At 41.3% G+C, this 11,477-nt stretch carries 13 protein-coding genes; 9 read left to right on the top strand and 4 right to left on the bottom strand.

Translation table 11 applies throughout. The annotated features are described in order from the left end of the window. Positions 1-5 precede the first annotated feature (5 nt). From LAY57_RS28645 to LAY57_RS28625, 5 genes are all read left to right on the top strand, one after another. Positions 6-332 (top strand): hypothetical protein, encoded by a 327-nt coding sequence (locus tag LAY57_RS28645; protein WP_249070584.1) that lies wholly within the window; start codon positions 6-8, stop codon positions 330-332. A 23-nt stretch (positions 333-355) separates the two neighbouring features. Then, complete coding sequence (locus tag LAY57_RS28640) at positions 356-583, top strand: hypothetical protein (protein WP_249070583.1); 228 nt, start codon at positions 356-358, stop codon at positions 581-583. Between the two features lie 71 nt (positions 584-654). Further along, positions 655-1,227 carry a siphovirus Gp157 family protein gene (locus LAY57_RS28635; RefSeq protein ID WP_249070582.1) on the top strand — a complete coding sequence of 191 codons (573 nt, stop codon included), beginning with the start codon at positions 655-657 and terminating at the stop codon, positions 1,225-1,227. Further along, positions 1,224-1,517: a hypothetical protein gene (locus tag LAY57_RS28630; RefSeq protein ID WP_249070581.1), complete on the top strand. Its 294-nt coding sequence runs from the start codon at positions 1,224-1,226 to the stop codon at positions 1,515-1,517. The genes LAY57_RS28635 and LAY57_RS28630 overlap by 4 nt, the downstream gene beginning before the upstream one ends. 235 nt (positions 1,518-1,752) lie before the next feature. Further along, positions 1,753-2,685, top strand: coding sequence for a DUF5895 domain-containing protein (locus LAY57_RS28625; RefSeq protein ID WP_249070580.1), 933 nt, complete (start codon positions 1,753-1,755; stop codon positions 2,683-2,685). A 183-nt stretch (positions 2,686-2,868) separates the two neighbouring features. On the opposite strand, the gene LAY57_RS28620 is transcribed toward LAY57_RS28625, so the two are convergent. Further along, the gene (locus LAY57_RS28620) at positions 2,869-3,285 is read right to left on the bottom strand and encodes a hypothetical protein (protein WP_249070579.1); all 417 of its coding nucleotides are present in this window, start codon (positions 3,283-3,285) and stop codon (positions 2,869-2,871) included. Continuing rightward, entirely contained in the window at positions 3,278-4,171 is an 894-nt protein-coding gene (locus tag LAY57_RS28615; protein WP_249070578.1) for a pirin family protein, read from the bottom strand. The genes LAY57_RS28620 and LAY57_RS28615 overlap by 8 nt, the downstream gene beginning before the upstream one ends. A gap of 133 nt (positions 4,172-4,304) precedes the next feature. On the opposite strand from LAY57_RS28615, the gene LAY57_RS28610 reads away from it, so the two are divergent. Together LAY57_RS28610 and LAY57_RS28605 are read left to right on the top strand one after the other, a co-directional pair. Then, entirely contained in the window at positions 4,305-4,517 is a 213-nt protein-coding gene (locus LAY57_RS28610) for a hypothetical protein (RefSeq protein WP_249070577.1), read from the top strand. A 63-nt stretch (positions 4,518-4,580) separates the two neighbouring features. Then, positions 4,581-4,817: a hypothetical protein gene (locus tag LAY57_RS28605; protein WP_249070576.1), complete on the top strand. Its 237-nt coding sequence runs from the start codon at positions 4,581-4,583 to the stop codon at positions 4,815-4,817. A gap of 66 nt (positions 4,818-4,883) precedes the next feature. Here LAY57_RS28605 and LAY57_RS28600 read toward each other — a convergent pair whose 3' ends face one another. Further along, positions 4,884-5,120, bottom strand: a complete 237-nt coding sequence (locus LAY57_RS28600) for a hypothetical protein (RefSeq protein WP_249070575.1) — start codon at positions 5,118-5,120, stop codon at positions 4,884-4,886. Between the two features lie 184 nt (positions 5,121-5,304). Between LAY57_RS28600 and LAY57_RS28595 the strand changes: the two genes are divergently transcribed. Next, positions 5,305-10,029 (top strand): hypothetical protein, encoded by a 4,725-nt coding sequence (locus LAY57_RS28595; protein WP_249070574.1) that lies wholly within the window; start codon positions 5,305-5,307, stop codon positions 10,027-10,029. 288 nt (positions 10,030-10,317) lie between these two features. Here the strand turns inward: LAY57_RS28595 and LAY57_RS28590 are convergent, their stop codons facing one another. Next, positions 10,318-10,563, bottom strand: coding sequence for a helix-turn-helix domain-containing protein (locus tag LAY57_RS28590; RefSeq protein WP_249070573.1), 246 nt, complete (start codon positions 10,561-10,563; stop codon positions 10,318-10,320). A gap of 186 nt (positions 10,564-10,749) precedes the next feature. On the opposite strand from LAY57_RS28590, the gene LAY57_RS28585 reads away from it, so the two are divergent. Continuing rightward, entirely contained in the window at positions 10,750-11,079 is a 330-nt protein-coding gene (locus LAY57_RS28585) for a DUF6788 family protein (RefSeq protein ID WP_249070572.1), read from the top strand. Positions 11,080-11,477 lie beyond the last annotated feature (398 nt).

The raw sequence follows: 11,477 nt of genomic DNA, 5'->3' as shown, positions 1-11,477 counted from the left end.
CCCTTATGAAACAAACGAAAACGAAATATACTCAATTAGCCTTTGACTTTTCCGTACTTAAAAAGCGTACAAAAGTTAGTGTAAGCGGCTACGATAGCTATCATTATAAGGACTTGACAGGTGCAGTGGGTGTTGTTGATTCATATTCCCCAAAAAGCGGTGAATATTCAGTCTATTTTAAAGGCCAAACAGGGTTAATCCCCAATCATCCTCTCATTCTTTCTTACAAACGCAATCAATTAGAAGTTGTACCAGGACGCGGTAGATGTAGTTGGGAGAAATATCTCGAACGAGAGTATAGAAAAAAGCGCTCACGCGAGAAAGAAAAGTGAAGTATTCTTTCTCGAAAATCCTTATGGCATCCCCAAGCATTTCCACCGTACCACAAATAGCACTCCCACAATTAACCTCTGAACAAGAAGCTGACTTAAATCAATGGTATAACCAATTAGATGAAAAATGGCTAACTGCTATTAATGACAGTGCATCACCAGAGTTCCAACAATTAGCTGCAATGGAAGCGAATTGGTCAGCTGAACAAGAGTCCTACCATGACCAATATTTGTATGCAGATCGAATCTAATTGCCGGGTAAAATCACAGCCTAATTAGCAAAAAATAGGCTGTGATAATGTGAACCATTTAAGCATTGACCATGATAGCAACAAATCTGACAACCGATATCAACATCAATCGCGCTAGCTTAGCCCAATTATCGGTGACGGCTGCCGAACTATGGGACAGCATTGAAAACTGTCCTGAAGGTGTGAAATTAGCTGATACCTACGCCCAATTGCTCGACATTCAAAATGCAACAGAAGCCAAGGTTGATGCAATTGCTTATGTAGCCGACCAGCTTAAACTAGACTTGGAAATGTGGTCAGATAGGCTCTCAAAAATTACCGCCCTGTACCAGGATATCATTCAACGGCGGCGCAATCAATTAGATAGTTTTAAATCCTACCTATTGCGGTTGTATAAGTTAGGGCTAATACCAGAACAAGTTGTTGGTACGGAACGCCGCATTGATTTTCAAAACAATCCTCCTTCTGTCGTTCTTTTAGTAGAAGCAGAACAATTACCATCTCAATTTCAATCGGTAAAAGTCTCCTCTGCTAATAAAGAAATTTTGGCGGCTCATAAAGCGGGAGAAGATGTCAGTTCTTTTGCTGAAATCCTGACAGAAAAGCACGTGAGATTCAAACATATTACAAGGAAAAAGAGATGAACGTTACTCGCACGACATCTATTGCTATTACTGGCAACAGTTACGTCAGTTCCAGCATTAATCATAATAATGGTACGGCTAACCTGTTTATAGCTGGCAACAACGAGTCAATTATCATTCAATTGCTGCCCGAAAATCTGCCGATTTTACGTGATTTGGTGGCAGCCTTGCAACAATTAGAAGCTGATTTACAGCAAGCCAACTTAGAAAAGTTACAATGTCAAATTCATGCCCTTCAAAATCATAATGGTAAAGCAGTGACGTTGGTAGCAGATAACGATACCTTCTAGTTGAGGGTGTAGGGAGTAGGGAATAGGAAATAGGAAAGAAGCGAATGATTTATGTATCTCCATAGTTGATAAAGCTTCGTTCCATTTCTTAATTCTTACTCCCTATCGTTCTGCAAATGCCCATTCACAAATCATAGCTTTATTCACTCTCTATCCCCGCTCCTTACTCCCTACTCCCCATTTACTATCTCGCTTACGCGACAAGCTATGGGATACTCTCATCATACTTAAAATCATGCCAGCCAAAAACAGCAAATCTCCTGAAACTACGATAAATCCAGAAACTGAAACACAATCCAATCCAGTTGATGAAGTAGCAATTGACCCTCGGTTACAGCAGTTTAGCAGTACTGAGTTTAGCGGGAATCTGACGACGCTTGCGATTTGCCAAATCCTTAATGAAAAGTCTCCTAATTCCGTAGGACTTTTTATTAAAGAGAAAAATCTAGCTTTAATTGATTGGCGAGGTGGTGAAGCAAATTACGAACATACTTTTTCTTCTGGCACAGTTGAAAAAGGAGTTCTGTTTAATTCTCCCCGCTTGCATATTCTAGCTAAATCCGACCGTTACATACAATTACGAGAAACGGGTGAAATTATCGGTAGCTATGAAACTTTAGAAGGTCGGACGAAGTATGAAGAGATTAATGCTGACCCTAAGAAACCTACTACTTTACGTTCGTTCTACGTTATCTATTTAGTAGATAAAAACAACGTTTCTTTGCATACCGTACCCCTGGTGCTATCGTTACATGGAGTAGCCGCAGCGCGATTTGGGGAAGCGTACAACCAGTTTAAGGTGAAAATGGAAATTGCTTATGCTAAAGCAATGGCAACTGGATATCGCAGCTTGAATGATAAATTCCACTGTTTGGCTGTGTTTAATCCTACTTTTAAACCTTCTTTGGAACCTCCTAATGGTGATAAGAAGTCATGGGTAGCTATCCCAGAATTAGTGGCTAGTCCCGACGAACAACATCCTATTGGTGAGTTTTTGGCGTTGGATAAACAAACGGAACTGTGGGCTTTAGCTGGAGAAGCAGCAGCCTTTAGCAATAAGCTACTGAAATCTGGGAATGAAGAAGCCGTGCAGAATATGGTGTCAGTTGCACCTCAAACTATTGAGGCAACTGCTACTGCTGTTGATGAGGATGAGATTCCTTATTAGAAAACAATAATATGAAGCCGAAAGTATTACTAAATAATGCTTTCGGCTTCCTAAAGGATTGTTTGATTAAAAGTGCAACTAATTTATTTGTTCAACATTAATTGCGTGAATTTTTTATTGAAACTTTCACGGAAATAGTACAGTTTGTCCAAATTGCATTCAACTTGGACAAACAGAATCGGTTTATTGCTGAAAGTCTGACGCTAGCACCATTACAACATCGGCATGAGCTAACACCACATCGGGATTGCGTTGCAATGCTGCATCATACTTCATCGCAAAATCATTTCCCCATTCGTCTGGCGTAAGCAAAGTACGAACATCGCTAACGAGAGTAGCGATCGCTTCGGAGGTAACAGGCTCATCAGCATCGAGCAGATCGTCAATTTGTAAAATCAGTTGAGAGAGTTGATGTAACCAGGCGAATCGCTCGTGATTAATCGCCAGTTGTAGCAGTTCCCCACTAGAAACATTTCCCCGCACTTGCTCATAGGTGACACGCTCAGTATTCAACAATATTTTGTGCAAGCTCAGCAGTTTAATTCGTAACTCGCTCAAAAGTTGATGCTGATTAATCCGATGTTGAAGCGTATTAAACATGAATCCGTCCCATCCTTCCATTTTGATAGTCTTCTAGAGCCTGCATAATTTCAACTTCGGTGTTCATCACAAACGGCCCATAGCGCACCACAGGTTCATTCAACGGCACTCCGGCAATTAGGAGGAAATCGAGCGGTTGTTGAGCATCAGCAGGATTGGCGATCGCAACCTCATCCCCATCGTGAGCAAACATCACCATTTGCCCATCATTACCGCGCTCCTGTTCTGCCCCAAACAAACCAGAACCATCCAGCAGATAGGCAAAGGCATTGTATTCTTTCGGTACTCTTTGGACAACGGATGCGCCTGGTTGCAGCGTGAAGTGCAGATAAATAATCGACGTGCGGGTTTCAATTACCGCCTTTGCCCCTAATGCTTCTCCAGCGATCGCTCGCACCGTTACAGACCCATCTGAGCTTTGAACCACAGGGATTTGAGCCGCTCCAATTTCCTGATAGCGAGGAGCAATCATTTTGTCCCGTTGCGGCAGGTTGACCCAAAGTTGAATCCCATGTAGTCGTCCACCAGTGCGAGTAAACTCTGATTCAGGCATTTCTGAATGCACTACCCCAGCCCCTGCGGTCATCCACTGCACGTCGCCCGGATTTAACACCCCCGTATGTCCCTCAGAATCCTTATGTTCTAACCGTCCATCCAACATATAGCTAACGGTTTCAAAGCCGCGATGGGGATGATCTGGTGCGCCTTTTGCCTGACCCGGTTTGAGGTTAACGGGACCCAATTCATCGAGGAGGAGAAAGGGGTCAAACTGTGAGAAGCTGCTTTTAGGAAAGGGACGGCGTACCAGGAATCCAGCCCCTTCTAAAGTTTCAACGCTATTGATGATTCCGGCAACGGTTCGGAGCGTTTGAGTTTGTACAGTCATCCTATTGCCTCCTGGGAATCAGATTGTTTATATTACTTATCTTATATCCGATTAATCATATATTAGCATAGGAGTATATAAACCTCACGAGTAGGGTTTGTATCACTCTTTAATTCGGTAAACCGTCTAATTTATGTATTATCGTTCGATTCCAGAGTATCAAGAATATCTTCTGATCGAACAAACAGAATATCATGTAATGCAGTATGTAAAAAGTTCGGAAAATCAATGGATTTTGAGCGAGTACTCATCCGTTGATGATTTATTAACTCTGCGTTCATTAAACGGGGAAATTACTTTAAATCAACTGTATAAGAAAGTTAATTTTGCCGGAAGTGTAGAGTAAAAAAACTCTATCTTTGTTCAGCTTACGCTTTCAGGAGAGGGAATGTTACGCTAATTCCTCTCCATGATGTATCCAGAGTATTACGAAGGTTTCCACTACATCACTAAAGACTCAGAACCAGTTGAAAGAGAGATTGCACCGACAGATGAACGAATAAAAAATCAAAATCTTTGGCAAGGTATTGATTGGTACTTCTACCACCAAGGACAAAGAGATGGAGACTTGGGAATTAACAAACGATGCCAAAATCCCTTCTACTTACTAGGATATCAAAAGGAACAAGACAAATACACAAAATAGGTAACTATTTAAGGCCAGCTTCTTGACAAAGAAGTTGGCATATCTTTTCTGAAAATTTGAAGAGATTCAAAAGTCATTTTCATCAGAATTAGAAGCTGACGGGAGAGGTTCGTTGGCAGCTAACCACTCTTCAAACTCCCTTTCTGACTTCTCCCACGCCTCTCTTCTTTGTTCGGCTTTGACGGCCTGATCGCACACATCATCAATATCTACACTACCATCTGCCAACAAGTCACCCAGGTGATCGGAATGCCAACGAGAAACGGGCAACACTATTCTTTTTTCTGCATTTGTTTCACTCATCCTTATCTCCCCAGCCAACGCATATATATCCTTTTAATTATAGCTTTTATTTTAGCAAAAACCAAGAATTTAACCCGCCAAATATTTTTATCACTAAAGCGATAGCTCAACCTCATCCCAAAGGATTAGTCATGCTAACTCCTCGGCAATCTAAATTAAAAAGTATAAAAATAGGGCTAGTACTATGGCAATTACACTCGAACACTTTTGCACAAAAACTGGCAAACCCATTGTCGTTGACGGTCAAGCAGTTACCGAGATAATAGAACACTGCTTAGCCGAATATTTGGCACCTAATGCCACTTTTAAAATAGGTGCAGTCTATTCCAGTGTTACCACAGAAGCAGATCTGCAAAAGTTCAATGAACAAGGATTAACTCTGCAATTTGCTTCTGACGATCGCTTTTACTTTATGGATAAAGAATTGCGCTCGAATATATTCGACCAACCACACTTTGGTGCAGCTTATGGGTCGAATATGTTCACCCCCTGTAAAAGCTTTGAGGAACGAGAAAAGTTAAAAGTTTTAGTAGTAGATGCTAGTACGGGTGAAAATGGCGATATTCTAACAAAAGAGGAAGCTATTAAATTAATAGGTGATGGTGATGGTAAAATCGATAAAAGGCTACATGAATCGTTAGGAAATGCCTCCAATACACCATTCCAAACTCGATTTGGTATTAAAGCAAGACAAGTAGGATTAGACCCAGATGAAAGTACGCCAGTCAACGGAACATGGCAGTTAGGTAAAGGGACATTCGCACCCCGCGACCTTTCTGGGATAGGCAATGGGTACGATTTAATTATTAGCACAGACCAATTGAAAGGACGCAAGAATCAGGAAAACAAACTTGGCATTTTAGGAGAGGATGGAAAACCTCTTAAAGTTGGCAATGAAATCAAACCAGGTGAGTATACAATGACTATAGGCATCGGCAATAAAACCGATGCTTATCTGGGTATTACTTCCACTGGGCCACAATTTTGGAATTCTTTTCCTGTTGGCGTGCAGAATGATGTGCTTCCTCGTTTGGAAAAGCGGCTGGAGGATCTCAAAGAAATGGCATCCGACCCCCGTCAGATTGCCAGAGATTATCTGAAAGTGATGGATGAGAGAAACAAATATCGCCTGTCAGATGATGCTATTTCAGAACAAGATATAGATTTCGATAACTTAGATTTAGATAGTTTAGATAAGATAATCGATAAAGCGTTTGGTAACAGCGATCGAGAGTTGATTTATCGCATCCTGAAAGCAGATTTATCCGGTCACTGTCAAGTGTTAGAATTACCTAAAATCATCGATAAGCTGCAAGAACACTGGCGGGAACAATACCTCGATTGTGCCACTGGTAGATTTATTAAATTCGATTCGGCAATGGCACAAACTTGTCACGATTTAGCTGAAAATGAAGTTAGTATCCCTAATTATCCAGATGGTGTAGAAGTAATTGTCTATCGTGGCCCTACCGCTAATTCTAATACGGTTGATGTCTACGTTAACAAACATTTAGCCAATGAACCGCACGACATCGGTACTATCAAGATGTCGCCTGCTGGATTGAAACATTCTCTATCGGATTGTGATGGCGATCGCATGGCTTATATTCTAGCAGAAGAATTCCCCCATACAACCGTCGAAATCAAACAACGCCAGCAAGCAGAAAATCGTTATAGTGAGATTATTAAACTCGATAAAAAGGCATATCAAGGCAGTTTCGAGCAAATTGCCTTAGATGCGATGGAAAACAAAGTTGGTATCATCGCCAATCTCTGTATGAAAGGGATTGCACTAGAAAATGAATGTAGCGGAGTGCCAACAGAAGAAGCTTTTAAACTGATGAGAGATATTTCTATCGGCGCTGGGAGTATGTTAGCAGCAGAAAATGATTTAAAGAAACCTGTTACGTATCCCCCAGAAATAAGAAAGCAAATTGTAGAATTAGCTGAGGTTTGGCAACAAGCATTAAGCAAAGGGGTGAATATAGAAGTATACGACAGTCTTGACCATTATAACTTTGGCATCCAAGATAATCAAGTCGATTTACCGAATATTTCACCCGATAATGTCCAACAATTTCTAGAAAAATCTCATCATTTTTATCACGATGTTGTTGGTATATTGGGCGGTCAATTACAAATTGAAGTAGATAGAGGTAAGAGTGCCAATCGTTCCGACCCTCAAATCGTCAATGCTTGCACTGCCATCATCAAAAGCTTCGATATCGCACCTTGGGTGGAGGAAAAGAAAGTCGATGAAGTGTATTTATCTAGAACCATGAATTCTCAGGGTCATGGTGCAATTGACATGATGATTCGTCCGACTAATGAAGCATTTGAAGAGAGTGCATTAGTGGCGCGTTCTACCCAGCAATTTCAGGATTTATTTAAAAGAATTGAATTTACTCCTCAACACAAAGAGAAAGCTGCCGAATTGAAGAAAACTTACGATACTTTAATCAATCGCGCGATCGAGATTACTAGAGAAGTAGCAGAAGCACCAGGGCCAAGACTTATCGCTACCAGTGCTAGAGGTAATTCTATCGAAATTATCGGTTTAGCTGAATGCCATCACCCCAATGCTTTCGATACTAACAGAAAACTGGATATCAAAATTGTTGAGAACAGCAATCCTCATGGTAAAGTTAAGAATAAATGGGTAGCACTCGCACCTATATTTGGTGAAGATGGTAAACCGCAATTGAAGGATGGCAAACCAAAGTATAAGAAACTGGGATATATTTCAACAGAAAGTACGGCTAAATATCCCGAACGGATGAAGCAATGGTCAGAACTTAAAGGGTTAACTGTTGAAATTTTACCCGGACTAACCCAATCGCAAGTGAAAGCTGCTTTCAAACAAGCTAGAGATTTTGCCAATACTGCTAGAGGAAATATACCCAACTCTCAAAAAGAAATCATAGCGGCGGCGATGTGGGAACTATCCACCAGTGGTAAGGATGAAAATGCCACTAAAAAATCATCCGCTGCATTTGCGATGTTTGGGGATGAGATAAGGGAAAGACTGCACGAATTACAGTTTACCGATTTTGCAGTAGTGGGTACGCATAAAGCGAGTAACGAACACCTGGGACGGCGCTGGGTGGGTGAGAAAGTCAGTTGCGAGATTATCCAAGCGCCTGACCCTGCTAATCCTACTCAGAATAAGCGATGGTTAGTTGCAGAAGGGAAGAAGCTGGGTGTATTTCGCAGCGAATCTGCCCAATTGCCGATTGGTACTCAGTTTGAAGCTACTATCGAGTCACCACCAGGGGCTAGCGTTATCGTTACCAGCAGTAAGGGTAATCAATTGAAGGTGGGACAGTTGAAAAAGTATGCCTTTCCCGAACGCGAGTGGGATGGGGAAGCGGGAACGGTGACTATCCAAGTACAGAATAGCAAAAGTGCGATTGCCCTGGTTGATGGGAAGCCGCTGGGTGTTATCGATAAGGAATCTTTGGCTGAATTAACTGAAAAGCTATCGGAAAAAGGCATATCGGTGCAAGGGTTTCAGTTTAAGGCTAATCTGGAATCTGCACCTGCTACGATTGCTCATATTAAAGTAGATTCTGCTACTGTCAAATATCCAGAAGTGTGGACGAAGGAAGAACCGTTAGTTAAGCCTAAGAGATTGAGTTTGACGGATGCGTTAAAGCCTTTACTGAGAGAACGGTATCCAGAAAAAACTACTGCTTTGATGCACGATGATGCTGCTGATTTTAAAGCTTATCTTATTCCTGGTGATGAAGTTGAAAGTTTTATGCGAACGAAAGATAAGGAAATTGGGTTAATTTCTACGTTGGCTAAGGAAATCGATCGTAAATTTGGTGTTAGTAGTTTTGTGGCAATTGCTGATAAGGGGGAAGGAGAAGAATTGTATTTTGGGATTTTACTGCCAACTGATAAGTCAGAATCAAAGACTGCATCTCGGTTGATTGCTGCTTTTAATTTTCCTTTAGAATACGAACAGATACAAGGGGGACAGCATACTAAATTAATTGCTGTACCGCTTGATCAGATGCAATCATTGTTAAATACTGCTGCTTCTAAAGTGCAGAACAGCGGAGAAATAAATATATCTGCTGTTCCAGAAAAAACTGAGTCAGCACAAGTACAATCTTTGCTTAACGTAGAACCTACTAATCCTTTAGCAAATCTAGCACCATTAAATGAAAAAGTAGCAGTTCATTTCCAAAAAGATGTGGCGATGGCTGAAATGGCAACTCAATTTATTGGCTTTTCTGCTGCTTCGCCGGGAAGGCCATCTTCTACCCGCAATTATCAACAAGCTTGGGGAGAGCGTGCGAATACGGGGGTTTATTCAAAAAATGATATTATTATGGTATCTGGTTCTGGCCCTTGGCGTGGGGTAACGGATGAGAAAATCGAGCAAACATTTCAGCAGCATTACGTTCCGTTGTTAGAAAAAGGAGTAGCAGCGGGTGCATCGTTTGTGGTAGGAGATGCACCAGGAACTGATAAATTGGTTGCGGCATTTTTAGCAGAAAAGGGATATCGTTTAGAACAGCAGGATGGGTTTAAGCGATGTACTCCTGAAGTAGTGCAGGTTGCTGACGCATCGCAGCAGCCGTCAGTACCCGTGAGGGAGGAATGGGAAAAGAAGATGCTTACATCAGCTATCAAAAGTTTGAAAGCTAATCCGATAAATGTTGATGAAGAGATTCAAACTGCTACTTTTGGAGAGGGTAGCAAGTATAGAGTAATTCTGCACGCGCCTACGGAAACTTTGCGAGTTGTGGATGATATTTATAACCGAGGTACTCTGTACAAAGCTAATAAAGGTTGTCCGGCTCTTATTTGCAATTTTGATGAGGCTGAAAAACAAAGTTTTGCTCAATTGAATGGCAATAATTTGCAGTCAAAAAGTAAAAGTTTGGAGAAAGATTGACATCTATTTTGTATTGATATAGTCATATTGCTCACGCCAAATGTAAACTTTACTACCATCTTCTTTTTGGTCTTATCTAACGATTTTTGGGCATAAAAAAACAGCCAACGTTACATAAGATAATTAAACCTGTTGACTATGCCTTATTTAATGGCTTTATTTGGCTGGAATTAAGTCTTATGTAACGCTTACATTAAGTTCAGCGTTAAATAAGACAGAAAAAGGTGCATATAATCGTAAATTTTCAACGATTGGGAGCAACATCTTATGCGATCGCACTGCTTGAATTCAGTTTTCTTCCTTTCCGATCAAATCTGCATGGCTACAGTTGAGGACAAGTGGCAGGGCATCCCAATGGTCGAGACGAATATTAGGGCGCGAGGTTGCTGTCTTCCACTTGTAAACGGTTTTCGGGTGCGGCGCTCTACCAGTCAGTTCCCCAAGTCTTGTGGCTAACTCTTCATCGCTTATTCTCCTGTCAGCCATAATCGCTGCCAGATTCCATTTTCCAAGCAACAGAACTCGTCTAGCCATTCCACTCCCTATTTTTGAGGCTTTTACGCTTCGCTTTACTTAAAGCTTATCACAACTTATTACCGCACCAATAGTGCGGTAATGCTACAATAGTGCTTAAATGAGCTAGAAAATCTTTGACCTGCTTTTTTTGGGGATTTTGGCGGATAGCATACTGACTCTTAGGCGCGGAGGTTAAGCAAACAAATGAAACTCACGCCATTTGAAAAAGTAATTCAGCTTTTAGAGCGTTGGAACTCCGATGACCTAAAACAGCTTCAAAGCTGGCTAGTTGTTCGATGCGAACAACTAGAATCTTTAGCACAAGAGTTTGAGTTACCACCCGTTAAGTCGGGACGAATTGTACTCAGTGTGCGTCGCTTCAACTCGATTGTCTACCGCCTCGAAAAAGTTCGCTGCGGAAAAGAAAATTGCCATCGCTGTCCGCATGGCCCATATTGGTACGGCTACCAACGAAGTAATGGAAGAGTAGTTAGTTTTTATGTTGGGAAAGAATTACCATCGAATCTTATGTAACGCTAGAAGTAGTGTCGCGTTACATAAGATTGCTTCGATTTCCTTAAAGTGCTGCAACTAAAACTCATATAAAACCGAAGCCCAGCCCAAATATCTTATGTAACGATTAGGGGGCATAGAGTAAAAGCAGCGTTACATAAGATAACCGCCCAAAACCTTGATGATTTAATTTTGCCAATTCCCATCTGTGACAACGAATAAACCCCTAACGGGGAAAGAACAATGAAACTCCAGCAATCGCTACACGCTGGAATAAACAAGTCGCTACTAGCATTATTGATTAGACATCTCCAACATATAAACTAAATTGCGATCGCATAGGGTAAAATGGAGTTTTACCTTGCCAAAAATGAGCCAACTGAGAGAGTATATAGAGAAGCATCCATCGTCAGCCCAAA

This window comes from Argonema antarcticum A004/B2 (genome assembly GCF_023333585.1).
Classification (GTDB): Bacteria; Cyanobacteriota; Cyanobacteriia; order Cyanobacteriales; family Aerosakkonemataceae; genus Argonema; species Argonema antarcticum.
Note: the sequence above shows the minus strand (reverse complement) of the source record. Positions and strands in the feature narration are given on the sequence as shown.

Bases quoted from the DNA above. Each gene is read 5' to 3' on its own strand.
- LAY57_RS28630 (WP_249070581.1), top strand. From the start codon at position 1,224: ATGAACGTTACTCGCACGACATCTATTGCTATTACTGGCAACAGTTAC.
- LAY57_RS28620 (WP_249070579.1), bottom strand. From the start codon at position 3,285: ATGTTTAATACGCTTCAACATCGGATTAATCAGCATCAACTTTTGAGC.
- LAY57_RS28590 (WP_249070573.1), bottom strand. From the start codon at position 10,563: ATGGCTAGACGAGTTCTGTTGCTTGGAAAATGGAATCTGGCAGCGATT.
- LAY57_RS28635 (WP_249070582.1), top strand. From the start codon at position 655: ATGATAGCAACAAATCTGACAACCGATATCAACATCAATCGCGCTAGC.
- LAY57_RS28600 (WP_249070575.1), bottom strand. From the start codon at position 5,120: ATGAGTGAAACAAATGCAGAAAAAAGAATAGTGTTGCCCGTTTCTCGT.
- LAY57_RS28640 (WP_249070583.1), top strand. From the start codon at position 356: ATGGCATCCCCAAGCATTTCCACCGTACCACAAATAGCACTCCCACAA.
- LAY57_RS28615 (WP_249070578.1), bottom strand. From the start codon at position 4,171: ATGACTGTACAAACTCAAACGCTCCGAACCGTTGCCGGAATCATCAAT.
- LAY57_RS28625 (WP_249070580.1), top strand. From the start codon at position 1,753: ATGCCAGCCAAAAACAGCAAATCTCCTGAAACTACGATAAATCCAGAA.
- LAY57_RS28645 (WP_249070584.1), top strand. From the start codon at position 6: ATGAAACAAACGAAAACGAAATATACTCAATTAGCCTTTGACTTTTCC.
- LAY57_RS28605 (WP_249070576.1), top strand. From the start codon at position 4,581: ATGATGTATCCAGAGTATTACGAAGGTTTCCACTACATCACTAAAGAC.
- LAY57_RS28585 (WP_249070572.1), top strand. From the start codon at position 10,750: ATGAAACTCACGCCATTTGAAAAAGTAATTCAGCTTTTAGAGCGTTGG.
- LAY57_RS28610 (WP_249070577.1), top strand. From the start codon at position 4,305: ATGTATTATCGTTCGATTCCAGAGTATCAAGAATATCTTCTGATCGAA.
- LAY57_RS28595 (WP_249070574.1), top strand. From the start codon at position 5,305: ATGGCAATTACACTCGAACACTTTTGCACAAAAACTGGCAAACCCATT.